This is a genomic window from Pantoea sp. S18 (assembly GCF_045689705.1).
In the GTDB taxonomy this organism is placed as follows: Bacteria; Pseudomonadota; Gammaproteobacteria; order Enterobacterales; family Enterobacteriaceae; genus Pantoea; species Pantoea symbiotica.
Genome location: NZ_CP142688.1, coordinates 2,511,698 through 2,528,115 on the forward strand (window position 1 = coordinate 2,511,698; position 16,418 = coordinate 2,528,115).

13 protein-coding genes are annotated in these 16,418 nt (G+C 57.0%); all 13 read right to left on the reverse strand.

What is annotated here, in order from left to right; translation table 11 throughout:
* The gene (locus tag VIJ98_RS11665; RefSeq protein WP_323274101.1) at positions 1–1,215 is read right to left on the reverse strand and encodes a hypothetical protein; all 1,215 of its coding nucleotides are present in this window, start codon (positions 1,213–1,215) and stop codon (positions 1–3) included.
* The gene (locus VIJ98_RS11670; RefSeq protein ID WP_323274103.1) at positions 1,208–3,727 is read right to left on the reverse strand and encodes a type VI secretion system tip protein VgrG; all 2,520 of its coding nucleotides are present in this window, start codon (positions 3,725–3,727) and stop codon (positions 1,208–1,210) included. Before VIJ98_RS11670 ends, VIJ98_RS11665 begins: the two co-directional genes overlap by 8 nt.
* A gap of 78 nt (positions 3,728–3,805) precedes the next feature.
* Positions 3,806–4,243 (reverse strand): inner membrane protein YiaA, encoded by a 438-nt coding sequence (gene yiaA / locus VIJ98_RS11675; protein WP_323274104.1) that lies wholly within the window; start codon positions 4,241–4,243, stop codon positions 3,806–3,808.
* Positions 4,244–4,279: 36 nt separating this feature from the next.
* Positions 4,280–6,880 (reverse strand): type VI secretion system ATPase TssH, encoded by a 2,601-nt coding sequence (tssH, locus tag VIJ98_RS11680; RefSeq protein ID WP_323274106.1) that lies wholly within the window; start codon positions 6,878–6,880, stop codon positions 4,280–4,282.
* Positions 6,881–7,083: 203 nt separating this feature from the next.
* On the reverse strand, positions 7,084–7,575 hold the full coding sequence (gene hcp, locus VIJ98_RS11685) for a type VI secretion system effector Hcp (protein WP_154157409.1): 492 nt from the start codon (positions 7,573–7,575) through the stop codon (positions 7,084–7,086).
* A gap of 4 nt (positions 7,576–7,579) precedes the next feature.
* On the reverse strand, positions 7,580–9,271 hold the full coding sequence (locus tag VIJ98_RS11690) for an OmpA family protein (protein ID WP_323274109.1): 1,692 nt from the start codon (positions 9,269–9,271) through the stop codon (positions 7,580–7,582).
* Positions 9,268–9,942: a type VI secretion system protein TssL, short form gene (tssL, locus tag VIJ98_RS11695; protein ID WP_323274111.1), complete on the reverse strand. Its 675-nt coding sequence runs from the start codon at positions 9,940–9,942 to the stop codon at positions 9,268–9,270. Before tssL ends, VIJ98_RS11690 begins: the two co-directional genes overlap by 4 nt.
* Positions 9,939–11,279, reverse strand: a complete 1,341-nt coding sequence (tssK, locus tag VIJ98_RS11700; protein ID WP_323274113.1) for a type VI secretion system baseplate subunit TssK — start codon at positions 11,277–11,279, stop codon at positions 9,939–9,941. Before tssK ends, tssL begins: the two co-directional genes overlap by 4 nt.
* 14 nt (positions 11,280–11,293) lie before the next feature.
* Positions 11,294–12,841 (reverse strand): type VI secretion system contractile sheath large subunit, encoded by a 1,548-nt coding sequence (gene tssC, locus VIJ98_RS11705; protein ID WP_323274115.1) that lies wholly within the window; start codon positions 12,839–12,841, stop codon positions 11,294–11,296.
* Positions 12,842–12,870: 29 nt separating this feature from the next.
* Entirely contained in the window at positions 12,871–13,368 is a 498-nt protein-coding gene (gene tssB / locus VIJ98_RS11710; RefSeq protein WP_323274118.1) for a type VI secretion system contractile sheath small subunit, read from the reverse strand.
* 409 nt (positions 13,369–13,777) lie between these two features.
* A complete protein-coding gene (gene phoH, locus VIJ98_RS11715; RefSeq protein ID WP_008105319.1) occupies positions 13,778–14,566 on the reverse strand; it encodes a phosphate starvation-inducible protein PhoH in 789 nt (262 codons plus the stop codon).
* A gap of 72 nt (positions 14,567–14,638) precedes the next feature.
* A complete protein-coding gene (locus VIJ98_RS11720) occupies positions 14,639–14,842 on the reverse strand; it encodes a hypothetical protein (RefSeq protein ID WP_008105320.1) in 204 nt (67 codons plus the stop codon).
* Between the two features lie 297 nt (positions 14,843–15,139).
* On the reverse strand, positions 15,140–16,417 hold the full coding sequence (gene efeB / locus VIJ98_RS11725; protein ID WP_312663272.1) for an iron uptake transporter deferrochelatase/peroxidase subunit: 1,278 nt from the start codon (positions 16,415–16,417) through the stop codon (positions 15,140–15,142).
* Position 16,418 lies beyond the last annotated feature (1 nt).

The following is a 16,418-nucleotide window of genomic DNA, read 5'->3' on the forward strand; positions in this document are numbered from 1 at the left end:
TTATTTTAATGGCTTAAAAACCATCCCTCCGAAAATATGACTACATACGTAACCAAGGCTTTTATCTAATTTAATTTGATTTTTAACCTCGCCCCATGAAAATAACTTCAAATTAACGATCTCATCCATTTTGGAACTCTCTGACACATATTGGCCTTTTTCGTTTTTTATTGCTCCATCCCAAACTATCCAGTGATTTTTAGAGGATGTATCATCTGGGCCGAAATCAAATAGCATTCCAGCAGAAATCAGAGTTACCACTTTAAATCCGTCATTGGCATATTCATTTAGCTTCGCAAGATCCTGCACATTACTATTAGACAATCCAACATTGCTAAATACTTTTACATAACCAGCTTTCTCAAACCACTCAGAAAGCTTTCCCCACATGGTTATTCCTGCAACTTGATCATCAATTTCATCATAACTCATAATAGAGTTTTCAGAATCTCGCAAGCTAGCTAAAGTGATCCAGTCTAATCCTGATACTCTTTCCCGGCCATTAAAATAAAACTTCCCTTTGGGGTGCCTACATCCTTTACCTGGCTCTATCACTAAATTATTAATTTTAGTTTTCCCGAACGCCCATAAATCATTAGCGGCTTTTTGGTAAATATCAGGCCTATCCATTTGCAAACAATAAAAAAATGAAGCCGGCCCACACAGACTAGTGGCTCCTTGATTAGGATAACTAGAATGATTAATTCTTGATGAAATTTTATTCTTTATCTTTCCTTTTTCAAAAGGATCTTCAGGGTCTCCAACAGAATACTCTTGAGCTATAAACGCTCTTTCAAGACAAGTTATATTAACGCTAAAGACATTTTCGCCTTCTCCGTTTTTTACAGACTTAGTTTTTGCCTGTGTCTCAAAGTAGCAAACATTCTCTCGTTTATTATTAGAGTAAGTTTTACCTGAAACCATCTCACCTAACGTGAACATTTTAGTTGAAGGAGCAGCGAGAGCCTGATGTAATTCTCCACCATGCAAACGATATAACATTATATCCATAAGATAAATAACGGATAAATCATCATCAGTATCATTGGTTTCGTGTTGTTGCGTTAGATAATTGTCTCCCAATGGCTCTTTATCGACTGATAATAGCTCATACCTTTCCTTTCCATTTTTCATTCGATAAACTGTTAAGTCATAAAATAAATTCGAAGCTGGGACATTAGATTCTATCTTTGTATATATTTTGTATTTAGGCATTAGCTAACCCATTATTGACATGTAGCACAATGTCTTGCTGCTGACCCGAAGTAAACAATGCAGTAAAACCCTTATCGTCAGTGATGCCATGCAATAAGGTTCCATCAGCTAAATATGCATTGTATTTTCTATTGCTTAATGGCATGCCATTATCATCAATGCATAAATAACGTAAATTATGACTTTTATCATCAATAACACCTGATAATGACATCATATTGATTTTATGCTCTGCGCTTTTAAGGCGATCATAATGACCAGCTTGGGTTCTAAAATCCCCAATAGTCGCGGACTCAATAGCATTACTGTCCAATGAGATATAACTCCCGCCGCCGTTCAGCGTGATCTTCTTTTTCGCGATGATTTTGATTTCATCTTCGGTGCTGACGATGCTGATTTCTTTTCTCGCCATTAGCTCCATCAAATCGTTTTGTGCCTGCAGTTGCACCGGTCCCTGATTGGCAATCAGCTTGATGCCCAGCCTGCGCACGAACACGCTCAGCGCGTTGCCTACCCCGATGAACAGGTTTTTCATCACGCTGACGTCGGCATTTTTGCCCGCCGTCGCCACCAGATTCTGAGCCGCGGAGAGCTGCAGATGCCCGCCGCTGGTCAGCGCCATGCCGTCCGGCGCGCTCAGCAGCAGCACCGACTTTTTCAGCGCCTGCACCTGCTGCTCCAGTAATGCTATCTGCGCGCGCAGGTCTGCCGGGTTTGCCGTGGCCTTTTGCGCGTCGCCGGATATCTCCGCCATCTGCTCGCGCGCCTGGTTCAGGTTGCCCAGCGCCGCCTGCATGTCTTTCTGCTTACCCTGTGCCGCCGCCTGCCCGTCCGCGCTGATAAACAGCCCTTTGCTGGCGCGGATGGCGCCCCAGCTGTCGGTGCGTAGCTCGAAGCCTTCGCCGCGTGGCTGGCGTTCACCGTCAACCAGATGACCGAGATTCAGCTGGCTCTTGCCGCCGTATTCGGTGCTGAGCTTGATGTGCTCCTGGCCGCGCGTGTCGTCGAGGCGCAGCTTGTTGTTCACGGGCGTGCGCAGCACGTTGCGCTTGTAGTTGCGAATGGTGACGTGGTCGGCGCGGGACGAATCGTGCAGCACGCCGGCAATGTACGGACGATCCGGGTTGCCGTGCTCGAAACCAATCGCCACCTCGGTGCCCGCCAGCAGAGGTAAATGCAGACCGTAGGTGTCGCCGGCAAACGGGCGCGACTGGCGCACCCACAGGCTTTCATGCCCGCTTTCCCAGCCCGCGCGGTCAAACAGCATGCTGACGCGATAGTGTCCGTCGCGGTCAATGTGGCCGTAGGTGTCGTTGGTGGTGGTGCTGGTGACGCGCGCCGGTAAGGTGCCCGCCATCACCGGACGCGGTGCCGGTTCCGGGCGATAGCCGTAGCGGCCTTCCGCCGGAATGCCGTGGAACGCGGTTTCCATGCTGCTGTCGCGCGCCGCGCGGCAGACCAGCGAGGTGATGACCACGCCGCTGCGGAACACCTCCGCCGCGTTGCTGCCGCTGGCGCGCACCACCACGCCGGGCATCAGCGAGGCGCAGCTGGATTTGGCGCTGAGCTGCGTCTGGCCGTTGAGGTAGCGCTCGTGGCGCAGCCGGGCGTAGAACGCGCCGCTTTCGGTGGCGGGAGTCGCGCTGTACGCCTCGCCCGCCTGCAGGTAGTTATCCGCCCAGTGGTAGGCTTCACCGTAGGTGGTGTCGTCGCCGCCGGTGACGTCGGCCTGCGCGTTCATGTCGGCGGTGGCGTCGCGGTAGTTGTAGTCGCGGGTGCTGACGGTTTTCTCCACCACCCGGAAGCGGCTTTCCATCGCCCACACCGACTCCACGCCGTTATCGTGCAGGCCGGACGGCGGCACGGCGGGCAGCGTCAGGCCGGTCTGGTACCCCTGCGGGCCGTCGTAAAATTCCACCACGTCGATGTTGAGGCGCGTGTCGGTGGTGAAGCGGAACCAGATGCCCACTTCCGCCAGCAGGCGCGAGACGAAACGCAGGTCGTCTTCGTCAAACTGCATCACCTGCTCGCGCTTCGGATAGTCGCGGCTGAGGCTGAACACGAAGTCCTGACCGCGCATGCCGTGACGGTCGCGCAAAATGGATTCGACAATCTGCGGCACCGACGCATCCTGCCAGATGGCGTTCTGCCGGGTGCGCGCCAGCAGCGCCAGCCGCGGCTGCAGCGTGATGGCGTAGCGCGCTTCGTCGGCCGACACGCCGAGCATATCAAAGCCGGTGACCACGCCCTGCACCACGCGCAGCGGTTTAGCCTTGCGCAGCAGGTCGGCGAGGCTCTGCGGTGATGGCTGCAGCGTCAGCGAGGCGGTTTTCATCAGCATGGCTTCGCGGCTGATGTGCTTGTCAATGCTGGTGAAGATGATTTTCCAGCTAAAGGGCGCGCTCAGCGCCTCTGTGCCTTCGAAGCTGAGCACGTCCAGCGGGGAGGCGCTGTCGGCGACCTTCAGCCGGTGATGGCTGTGGCTGAACAGAGTCATAGCCGTATCTGTCATGATTAAATCCTTTTAATTCGCTGTTCTGACTTTACCTTTCTCCCGCACCTAAGGCGGCCGCGTGAGTATTGGTGAGTGTCAGGACTGAGGTTCCTGGCTTTCCTCAGTAGCGTTTTCAGTCACGCTGTGCATACCGTCACGGGTGTTTTTCTGTACCGCTACAGCACCGAATAACGCCATGAAAAACGACACGCCGTAAAAGCCTTTTTCGCTCGGCATCAGCGTTGCATTCCACAGCCCAGCAACCAGCAACACCACGGCAATAGTGAAGGCCAGCAGGCAAACCATGTGATAAAGGTGCGTAGTCGGAATACCTTCCAGCCGGTCGCGCACGGTTTTCTGCAGCGAAACCGCCGCGAACAGTCCGAGGATCAGCACCGCGAAGTAGTAGCCTTTTTCATTCAGCTCCATCTCCGCGCGCCATAGGCCCGCCAGATAAACCAGCGTGCCACCGAGCATGGCAATCCATGAAATTGCGATAAAAGCGGGTGAAACGGGGATATTCTGGGTTTTCATACACACTCCTTGTTATTAAAAAAGAACGTCACATGTTCAGAAGATAAAGCTCACTTCGCCTTCGTCATTGGTGTCCAGCGTCAGGCTGTTGCCTAAGGTGCCGCTGGCGCGGTGCTGCAAAATCATCTGACTCAGCACCGGCAAAATCTGCTGGTTGAGCAGGCTGTCGACGTTGCGCGCGCCGGTGTCCGGCAGCAGGCAGGCGTCTGTGAGCATGCCGTACAGGCCTTCGCCGATAGTGGTGCGGATGCCGTAATGACGCTGAAGACGTTTGCTGACCTGGCTGAGCTTCATTTCCACGATGATGCGCATGGCGTCGCGCGCCAGCGGGCGGTAAATCACCGTCTGGAAGCGCGCCAGCAACGCGGGCTGGAAGTGGTTGCGCAGGATCGGGCGCAGACATTCCTGAAGGTCGGATTCGGCGGCGTCCGGGGTTTCGTCCAGCAGCTGCATCAGTGCGTCGCTGCCGAGGTTGGAGGTCATCAGAATCACGGTGTTGCGGAAGTCAATTTCGCGCCCTTCGCCGTCGCGCATAAATCCACGGTCGAACACCTGATAGAACAAATTGATGACGTCGCGGTGCGCCTTTTCCACCTCGTCGAGCAGCACCACGCTGTACGGTCGCTTGCGCACCGCTTCGGTGAGGATGCCGCCCTGGCCGTAGCCGACGTAACCCGGCGGTGAGCCTTTGAGCTGGGAAACGGTGTGCGCTTCCTGGTATTCGCTGAGGTTGATGGTGATTAACGACTTCTCGCCGCCGTACAGCAAATCAGCCAGCGCCAGCGCGGTTTCGGTTTTGCCGGTGCCGCTGGTGCCGACCAGCAGGAACACGCCCTGCGGACCGTTTTCCGAAGTCAGTCCAGTTTTCGAGGCGCGCAGGCGCTGGGCGATGGCATTGAGCGCTGCATCCTGCCCGACCACGCGGGTGGCGAGCTGGGTTTCCAGCGTCAGCAGTTCGGCCTGCTCGTCTTTCATCAGCGATGACAGCGGTACGCCGGTCCAGTCGGCAATCACGCCCGCCACGATGCGCGTGTCGACGTCGGCGGTGAGCAGCGGCTCGCCGGGTTGCAGCGCGTCTAGGTCGGTCTGGAGCTGTGCGATAGCGCTACGCTGGCTGGCATCTTTGCGGCCTTCCAGCAGCTGCTGCATCAGCGACTGCACGATGCCGTAGCGCTGCTCCAGCGCCTCCAGCTCTTCATCGGTTACCTCAATCACACCGGCGATTTCTGCCAGACGTTCCTGCGGGATGGCGCCGCCGAGCGCTTCGTCATCGAGGATGGCGCGCTGCTCAATGTTCAGCGCGTCTAGCTTTGCGCGCAGGCGGGTAATCGCTTCCGGCACCGTGTCCTGGCTCATGCGCACGCGCGCGGCGGCGGTGTCGAGCAGGTCAACCGCCTTGTCCGGCAGCTGGCGGCCGGTGAGATAGCGGCGCGACAGCGTGACGGCGGCGCGCACCGCCGCGTCGGTGATGTGTACGCCATGATGGTCGGCGTAGCGCGACTTTAGGCCGCGCAGCATCAGGCACGCGGCGTCGTCGTCCGGCTCGTCCACTTTGACCATCTGGAAGCGGCGCTCCAGCGCGGCGTCCTTCTCAAAATACTGTTTGTATTCGCTCCACGTGGTGGCCGCGATGGTACGCAGCTCGCCGCGCGCCAACGCCGGTTTCAGCAGATTAGCCGCGTCCGCGCCGCCCGCTACGTTGCCCGCGCCGATGATGGTGTGCGCTTCGTCGATAAACAGCAGCACCGGATTGGGCGCGGCCTGCACTTCGGTGATGATGTTTTTCAGGCGCTGCTCGAACTCGCCCTTCACGCCCGCCCCCGCCTGCAGCATGCCGAGGTCCAGCGTGTGCACATTGACCGGCTTCAGGCTGTCCGGCACGTTGCCTTCAGCGATGAGCAGCGCCAGCCCTTCCACCAGCGCGGTTTTGCCCACGCCCGGCTCGCCGACCAGAATCGGGTTGTTCTTGCGGCGACGCGACAGGATATCGACCATCTGGCGGATTTCGTTGTCGCGGCCAAAGACCGGGTCGATTTTGCCGCTGCGCGCGTCGGCGGTGACGTCGCGGGTGAAACGGGCAAGCGCTTCGGTGGAGGAAGTTCTGGTTTCGCCAGGGGCGGTCTGTTCGATAGTGCTGACCGGCATCTCCGGTTGCTCCGCTTCCGCACGCTCGTCGGACTGTGCGTCCAGCATCGGCTGCAGGCGCTCAAGCTGGCTCATGCGCAGGCTGAGCAGCGGCCACAGGCCTTCGCACTGTGCAAGCTTTGGCTGCTCGGACAGCGCCATCAGCAGATGGATGCTGCGGATTTGCGGGTTGTTATCAGATGCGGAGGCCATCAGCCACGACTGCTTCAGTAGCGCTTCTAATGAGGACGAAAGCTGCGGACGCCCGCGCACCGCGCGCGGCTGACGGTCGAGAAACGCCAGCAAATCCTGCCAGATGGCATCCATGTCCCACTCGTAGCGGCGCGCGATGACGGTGATGTCGCCCTCGCCCTGCTCCAGCAGCTTGAGCAGCCAGTGCTCCGGCTGGATTTCAGCGTGGGCACGGGTCTGGCACAGCGACGCGGCGGCTTCCAGCGCCTGTGCGCAGAACGGGTTGAGGCGGCGCAGAAGCGCGGCTGACTGACTGTCCATAGCAAAATCTCCTGATTGGGGGCACGCTACCGCCCGTCGCCGTGTACCGAAGCGCATAAGGTCAGCAGGTCTGATGTGGAAATGACTTGTGGTTTCACCCATCGAAGATGAAATCACCAGGCATCTGGCGTGGTGGGTATTAAGGTCGCCATGAATGGCGACCCTACGAATGCGGGCGGACGCTGGGACCGCCCCTACAGCCGCTATGCTGTCGCTCTCTCATTCCACGAATCGGAATGAATGATGTTGCCGTCTTTGTAGGTCCAGGTGATTTTTTCGTAGCGCAGCTCAATCTGCTCCAGATGGTTGTGCTTCTCTTTCGACGGGTCCTTAACGTCGTGCATCACCGGATTGACCTTCACCACCTTCACGTTTTCCAGCTTGGTGTTGAAGTACTCCACTTCCTGGCCGGCGTCGCTGATGCGGTACCATTTGAACTCCGCCGACTTCAGCGTCTGGCCGGTGGTGACCGCCTTGTAGAGGTACGGGCTGGACGAGTCGATTTCCTTGGTGAACAGGAACGGCGTGTGAATGCGCGTGCCGGTCAGCTTGCCGGTGTTGTTGTCGGTCGGGATGTACAGGTTGTGTTCCTGTGCAACGATTTCGATGCTGCCTTCGCGGTCCTGCACGTCCACCGATCCCTTGATGTCCGCACCGCCGTCGTCCTTCAGCCACAGATAAACCGGAATTGCCATGTTGTTACTCCTTTTCTTCATGATTGCCGTCACCATCCTGTGATGACGGAGGGATTGCGTCCGCTGCCTGGCAGGCGTCGGCCTGCGGCACCAGACTGATTTCTACCCGCCGGTTGGCCGCGCGGCCTTCGGCGGTGTCGTTGCTCGCCATCGGGCGACTCTGACCGAAGCCCTGCACCGCGAAGCAGCTTTCGTCTACGTCGCCGGTGTCACGCATCCAGTCGCGCACGGATTCTGCCCGCTTCAGCGACAGGCGCTGGTTCAGCGCCGGATTGCCGGTATCGTCGGTATAACCCGCGACCACAATCAGCCAGCCCGCACGCGCTTTTATGTTGACCAGCGCGTTCACCAGCACTTTGGTCGAGCCGGTGTTCAGATCGGATTTGCCTGAATCAAACAGCGACATCGCGTCCAGCCGCACCAGCGTCGGCTGCGGTTTCGGCTTCGGCGCAGGTTTGGGTTTCGGCTCCGGTATCCAGCTACTAATGGCGTGCAGCACCGGCAGATGCAGATGCCCGCCCTGATAAAGCCCCAGACTCAGGCGCAGCGGCGCGCCCTGACGCGCATAGTTATCAAGCTGGCTCGCGTCCTCGCGCAGCACCTGCACAGCAGCGAGCTTCGGCGCGTAGTCGGTCATGGCAATGCGGTTGTAGTGTTCGAGGTCGAATACGATGCGATGGATTAGCGACTGGTTGTTCCAGGCCACCGCACAGAGTGCGATGACTGCGGCAACGGCGAAGGCCGTGATCGCCGTGCGCAACGCGCGGATGCCCGGCGTCAGGCCACGGCCCGCTGGAAGCTGCGGAAGAATAAAGTCGGGAAGGATGACAGGCGTATTTGCTGCAGCACCGGCGCTGCGGATGGTGGTGTGCTGCCATAACCAGGCGCACCACAGAGAGTCATAGCCCGCAACTGGCGTAACGGGTTGCAGCTGCAACACATATGCGGCGGGTATCACGGCGCCGACATCACTGTGCGCCTCCGTCAGCACGCGCAGCACATGCTGACGCGCCCACGCATCCAGCGAATTGAGCAGGACCTGCTGCTGCATCGCTACGCTGCCACCCGACTGCAGCCATTCACTGGTGCCACGCGGCGAGGTGTCATTCTGCCAGATTTGTGGGCTATTTCCCGCCAGCTGAACCTGCCAAAACGGTTCAGCGCACTGTGTCATCTCGCCGGCAACGCCGATGTTAAGCAGCAGCGCCAGCGACTGACGGGTTTCACGGCGCAGTAACGCAATTTGCCAGCGCAGAGCGAACAGCGCATTTTCCAGCGCTGCGCTGTCCTGCTGTTGCTGTGGATTGATATTGAGGCAGATTGAAATCTGGCGGCCCCAGTCGGGACGTTGCAGCAACAACTCACGCACGTTGTGCTGCAGTTCGCTGCTATCGGCAACGTGAATAAAGCAGCCGTGCGGCAACACGCGTACCGGTTCCACGTCCAACAGACCACTTGCATTGCAGCAAAGCACCACCGGCTGCCGATAAGCTACATCGGGCAAATCAGTCCATTCCTGACTCGTCACATGCTTGCGGCGGCGCAGCACTCTGAACGTTATCGTGCCAGCAAGCAGCAGTATCGCCAGCAACACGAGGAAATCGCTGCTGCGCGTAAAGGTCAGAAACTGCGTGCACAACACCGCCGCAAGCAGCCAGATCCAGAGCACCAGCAGGCGCGGTAGCAGCGAAGTCATCCTTTGACTCCGGGCAGCAGCGTGGTGATGAGGTGATCGAGCCAATGATTCAGCCCCCACCACAGCGCGGCCAGCAGCAGCGCGGTCAGGCCAAGACGTGCAGGCCAGCTGCTTAACCAACCCGCTCGCAGCCCACCACTTGCCAGCGATAACAACGGCGCATCCGCCGCACGCGTGAAAGGTGGTACGCGCTTAGTTAGCGCGCTCACCAGCTGCTGGCGCGCGGGTGCATCAATAGCGGTATATCCGCCGAGAAAGCCCAGCATCATCACGCGGTGAAAACAGGTCAACACCATGCCATCGGCTTCCGGCTGCGCCAGCACCTGCTGCATGCGGTCGCACAACGTTTCGCCCGCATCCATGGTCTGTAAAAAATGGCCCTGCAGCGGCATGTGATACCACTGCACGCAGGCATCATCCTGCACGCCGCGCCCTTTAACCGCCTCATCCAGCAGCGCGCACTGCGCCAGCAGAATGTCATGGCGGCTCTCGCGGCTGACGCCCGCGCCACGCAGCGCCAGTTGCACGCGTTCGGCGTCACTGACGCAGCGCTGCCACAGCGCCAGCCCTTCGCCATCGGCAAATTGCGGGCCGTGGCGCAGGCTGATTACCTGCAGCCAAGTGTTCTGCAGCAGCGCATCAATATCGATATTTTTTGCTTCAGTACTCATGATCTCAGCACCGCAAACAGTTCCAGCTCCGGGTCACCCAGCGTGCCGGGTACGTAAAATATGCAGCTGCCGCTCTCGAGCATGGCGCGTGCCGCCGGATGGGACAGATCCAGCGAGAAATACTGGTTCTCCAGGCGCAATGGAATAGCGGCTGGCACGTGGCTCAGCGGCTTAAGCGGAATGCCCAGTTGCGAGCTGTTCACCAGCGCCATGACGTCATCGGGGCTGCCGACTTTGCACTGGCGCGGGAACTGCTCTTGCAGCTGCGCCACCGGCAGCGGCGAGCGCACCGAGAGATAGAAATCGGCTTCCTCGCGCAGGCGTGGATCGTTGAGGCGCGCCTGCCACTGACGCAGACGGCTGTCGTGCGTCATGTCGATTGCCACCATACGCGACGGCAGGCTGGCTTCCAGCAGCGTGCCGAGCAGGCTGAACAGCGGTGGGAACACCTCATTCAAATTTTCATGGCGATACACCGGGATAGCGCTGACCTGATGTTCGAGCGAGAACGTCAACAGGCTACCGGCGAGTCGCGCCAGTTCGGGATACAGCCGTTCCGGCGGGCTTTGCGGATGACGCTGAAAATCGGCCAGCAGCGGCTCGGCGCTGTTGAGTGCGTTGAGCAGCCAGAACAGCGATACGTCGGCAACGGCAAAATCGGCCATGCGCTGGTTACTTTCGCGGCGCATGGACATTAACCGCACCAGACGTGCACGTAATTGTGTGACCAGCATTTCCAGCGCGGTCATCAGCCACGGGCTGGATTGCAGGGTCAGCAGCGGCGGCAGGAACGTGCTGTCCAGCGTCCAGCCGCCCTGCGCATCCTGCTGCAGACGCGCCACCGGACAGGTCAGCCAGTCGCTGTTGTCCTGATGTGCATAACGCAGCGTCAGCTCAGGTTGCAATACCGCAATCTGCCGTGTGTCGTCCCCGAACAGGTTGCGGATATCGTGCCAGCGCTGGCGGAATCGCACTGGGCGCTCCGCCACGTCACTCTCCTGCAGGCAGTTGCCGCCGCTGGCATAGAGCTGCGGCAGCGCCAGAACAACCGTCACTTCCTTCTGCTCCGCCTCAAGCGTCAGCGTCGGTGGCAGCGGATCGGCGTTGTTTGTATCCACCAGCGTGCCGTCACTGAAGCGCAGATGGAGATGACGCGGTTGCAAACGTCCGCGCTTTAACGCTTCCGGCTCAAATTCCGCCTGCAACATGCCCCACGGTTGATTAAGCCCCATGCGCGCGATGCACTCGCTTTGCCACGCCTGCCAGGCGGACTGCTGCTGAAAGTGCTGGGGCGAGATCATGGTGCCCCGGCCCCAGAGTGGTTGTTCTGTTTTCATCCCTGAGTTCCGCCTTACGCTTTAGCTTTCGGCATCTGAGAAACCAGCGACAGGTTCACGTCCATGCCTTCCACCTGGAAGTGCGGGATGGCGAACAGCTTGACGCGGAAGAAGCCCGGGTTGTCCTCGATATCTTCAACCAGCACCTTCGCATCGCGCAGCGGATGTGAAGACTGCAGCTCGTCACCCGGATCGGTCATCTCGGTCACCAGCGTGCGCACCCAAGTGTTCAGTTCCAGCTCCAGCAGGCGGCGATCTTTGGTGGTGCCGATGTTTTCGCGCTGAATAAGCTTCAGGTAGTGCGCGATACGCGACAGCAGGAAGATGTACGGCAGACGCGCGTTGATGCGGCTGTTAGCGGTGGCATCGGCGGTGTCGTAGATTGCCGGTTTCTGCGTCGAGTTAGCCGAGAAGAAGCAGGCGTAATCGCGGTTCTTGTAGTACGAAAGCGGGATGAAGCCGAGGTTGGCGAACTCGAACTCGCGGGTTTCCGGGATCATCACTTCAGACGGGATTTTCACTTGGTTGCCGGTGCCCAAATCGTACAGGTGGATCGGCAGATCCTGCACCGCACCGCCAGCCTGCGGGCCACGAATCTGCACGCACCAGCCGTTGCTGATGAAGCTCTGCACCATGTTGGCGGCGAAGGCGAACGAAGCGTTGGTCCACAGGTATTTATCGTGATCCGGGCCTTTCACTTCTTCGATGTAGTTGAAGCTGCGCACTGGCACGGTGTCCGGGCCGTACGGCAAGCGACCGAGCACACGCGGCATGGTCAGGCCGATATAGCGTGAATCATCGGTGTCACGGAACGACTTCCATTTGATGTATTCAGCGCGGTCAAAGTAGTTGCCGATGTCTTTGATTGCCGCCACTTCTTCCATGGAATCCTTGAGGAAAAACTGCGGGCCGACCGAACCGATAAACGGCATGTGCGCAGAGGCCGCCACTTTCGACAGGTTACGCAGCAGCGCCACGTCCTGCGCCGAGGCATCAAACTCGTAAGCTGAAATCACTGCGCCAATCGGCTCGCCGCCCGGCGTGTCGTATTCAGCAACGTAGGTTTGCAGATAGAGCCCGCTCTGGATGATTTCCGGTGCATCTTCAAAGTCCTGACGCAGGTCATCCTTCGACACGTCCAGCACTTCGATTTTCACGTTCTGGCGGAAGTCGGTTTTATCCACCAGCGACTTCAGGCCGCGCCACGCCGATTCCACTTTCTGGAACTCGTCGTGATGCATCACCGCGTCGAGCTGGCGGCTGATCTGGCGGTCCAGCTCAGCGATATGGTGATCCAGCAGGTTTTTGTCCAGCTTTTCCACTTTCGCGCCGCTAATTTTCAGACGCGTCAGGAACACCTGCATCGCCGCCGTCACGCGCTCGTCGGCGGTGGCATCAGACATCGCCTGATTGTCCTGCCAGACGTTGAGGTCACTCAGCTCTGATACCGGATTGAGGTTGATTTTTTCAAACAGCGACGCGTAGACGCCGGCCGCTGCCGGGCGATCCAGCACGGTGGTTGCACCATTGGCATGGGTTTCATTCTGAACTGACATCAGCATTCTCTCTCTATAGTCCGTTACGGGGATGATCAGGCTTGATCGGTGGCTAACGCAGACAGCTCGCTACGCAGTTCGTCGCTAAGTGCCGGGTCTTTCAGGATGGCTTCCAGCTCTTTGCGGAAGGTGACGTTATCCAGCAGGTTAGATTTGAGGTCGCGCAGCAGGTTGCGCATCGCCAGCATGGCGCGCAGCTGAGGGATTTGGCGGGCAACCTGCTCCGGCTCGAAGTCCTTCATGTCGCGGAAGTTCAGTGCCACGTTCTCTTCGCTGCCGTCGCCAGCGAGTGTGTTTGGCACAGCAAACGACACCGCAGGCGCGATATCGGCCATCACGCTGTTGAAGTTGTTTTTGTTGACGTTGATTTTTTCGCGTTCAGACAGCGGGCGGTCTTCCGCACCGTTACTGAAATCGCCGGTCACCAGCAGTTTGAGAGGAAGCTCGGTCTTCTTTGCCGCTCCACCTGTGTGCAGGTCGAGTTTTAAATTGATACGGGCTTTGGGGATTTCGTTCTGGTAAGAGTTGCTCATGTTTACTCCTTGTAAAAATGGCGCGGAAAGCACGCGTAGGCACACTTTCCCTGTGTGTTACCGCGCGAATATATAACTGGAAATTTTAGAAGGCAATAAAGCGAGACGATCTTTGTGATCTGATTTATATAGGAAATTTCTTAAGATTTGAGTTAAGGCATTGATGAGCACTGAAAAAGCATCCAGGATTATTCCCAAAATTATTTTTTGGATTGTTGAGATACTTTTGCAGGCGACACTTTTTCAAAGATAAATAATAAAGCGATATTAATCGTTGGCGTAACGTGAAAATTCGGGGGTTGGGGCAAGCGATATTGAGAAAAAACCGCCTAATTGTATGCCATCATCCCGCACATAAAAAACCCGGCTCACGCCGGGTTTTGCTTAGGCTACATTCTCAATCAAACGGTTAACTGTAAGCGTGCAGCGTGCGTTGGCACAGCGCTGAACGGACGCAATCCTCTTTGCCGAAACGCACCACGCCAATCATCTCATCCTCTTCGAAGCGCGCTAACGCATCGGCGAGACCAGATTTAGCATGGGATGGCAGGTCGCACTGGGTGATATCGCCGTTGACGATAACCGTCACGTTTTCCCCCAGGCGAGTCAGGAACATCTTCATCTGTGCGGCGGTGACGTTTTGTGCCTCATCAAGGATCACCACAGCATTTTCAAAGGTACGTCCACGCATGTAGGCGAAGGGCGCGATCTCTACCTTGGCAATTTCGGGCCGCAGGCAGTATTGCATAAAGGAAGCGCCGAGACGTTTAACCAGAACGTCATATACCGGTCGGAAATAAGGCGCGAATTTCTCGGAAATGTCTCCGGGGAGGAAACCGAGATCTTCATCCGCCTGCAGAACCGGGCGCGTCACGATAATCCTTTCGATATCCTTATTGATCAGGGCCTCAGCCGCTTTGGCTGCGCTAATCCAGGTTTTTCCGCAGCCGGCTTCACCGGTGGCGAAAATAAGCTGTTTCGTTTCTATGGCATGGAGATAGTGTGCCTGAGCTTCATTTCTGGCTTCAATCGGCCCGCGGTCACGTGCATCACGCGCCATACCAATCGAATCCAACCCACCCATTTGCACCAGCGAAGTGACCGATTCTTCTTCACGCTGACGGTGACTGCGAGAGTCGCTACGAATAACGCGTCTTGCTTCACGACGTGCTTTGATCACTGCTTTCTGTCTTCCCATAGTGGCACCTTACAGTTGGTTTCATTTATCGCGGCGGATCACCCGCGGCGATGACTTGAACGCTTTAGAGGTTTAGTTGGCTTCCTTGTAAGCCGTGTCGAGCCAGTGAGAATGGTACGCATCAGCGCCGAGACGCAGGCGCGCACCGGTAAAGAAAATGAGATTGAACGAGAACGATGTTTGAAAAGTTGAGAGGTTGTTTAGCAGGGAAGAAATCCCCCGCAGTGTACTGCGTGTGTTGAAACTATTTAACTGTCCCACAGAGAGACGAATCATGCGCGAACTCCAGTGGCTTAGCCACACAACTGACAACGCTTATGAATAAAGTGCATCATATTTGCGGTGGTTTGCAACATTAATTTTACGTCCCGATAAAGAAAAAAAGATAAGCGAAGCCTGAGGCCTTTTACCTTAAATTAAATTTTGTATATTTATCAAATGGATGGTTTATTGGCGGGTGGTAGAACTTTTTAGGAACATTCGGAAGTGACTACGTCCAGCGTAAAGTTTAAGGAATGCTTAACAAACGCGCCTGCGTAACGCTAGCCAACGCAGGCGCTGCACATTTATTAATCAGGCCTGCAGTAAAGATTGCCCGAGATAATGGTTTTTATCCGCCACACCCGGCAGCGCGAAAAAGTATCCGCCACCAATCGGGCGAATATATTCTTCCAGCGCTTCACCATTAAGGCGCTGCTGCACGGTAATAAAGCCTTTGGCTAAATCATGCTGGTAACAAACAAACAATAACCCCATATCCAGCTGACCCGATCCGGTAATACCGCTGGAATAGCTGTAACCGCGCCGCAACATCAAGCTGCTGTCGGTTTCCGGCGTACGTGGGTTGGCGAGACGAATATGCGCATCCAGCGCAATTAAATCACCATCGGGATCTTTGCTGTAATCCGGTACGTCATGCTCGTTTTTCATGCCAAGCGGCGCGCCTGATAACTTCTCACGGCCAAAGATGGTTTGCTGCTCGCCGAGCGGCGTGCGGTCCCACATTTCGACATGAAAACGGATGATACGCACCGCCTGATAGCTGCCGCCGCGCGTCCACGCCGGTTCCTGCTGCTCGTCGGTGACCCACAACAGCTGGTTCATCAATGCTGGATTGTGGGTATCAGGATTGGCGGTGCCATCTTTGAACCCCAGCAGGTTGATCGGCGTTTCTTTACCGTTGCTGCGCGCCGCATGGTCGGCAATAAAGCCGTCACGACGCCAGCGCACCGCCAGCAGATCCGGCGTACGTTTGATGATGTCACGCAGCGCGTGAATCACCGTGTCCTGTGTGTTGGCGCAGATCTGTAGCAGCAGGTCGCCGTGGCACTGTTCAGCATCCAGCGAATCATTGGGAAAACGTGTCATGGTTTGCAGCTGCGCCGGCTTGTGCTTACTTAGGCCGAAGCGCTCATCAAACAGCGAGGTGCCCACCGACAAGGTCATGGTGAGATTATCAGGCGCGATATCGGCACCGAGAATCCCTGAATCCATTGGCGGCAGCTGCGGATTGGTGACTGCAGGCGCTGGTCCACCTTGCGTGAGAAACGCGAAGCGCTCGGTCAGCAAGCGAAACAGACGTTCAAGCTCGGCTTTATCGCTGGCCAGCACGTCAAACGCCACCAGCATCATCGATGCCTGCTGCGGCGTAACGATACCGGCCTGATGATCGCCGTAAAAAGGTTGCGCCTGCTGGCGCGAGTTGGGTGCAACCGTGCCGGGAGAGAAGCTATCGGCGGCGGCCGTGTGGAACGGACAACCGCCGCCGAGGGCGGCCGCGCCGCCCAACATGCCTAATCCCTGCAATAATCGACGACGCGACGGCTGCGCCGCGTCATTTTTATCACTCATG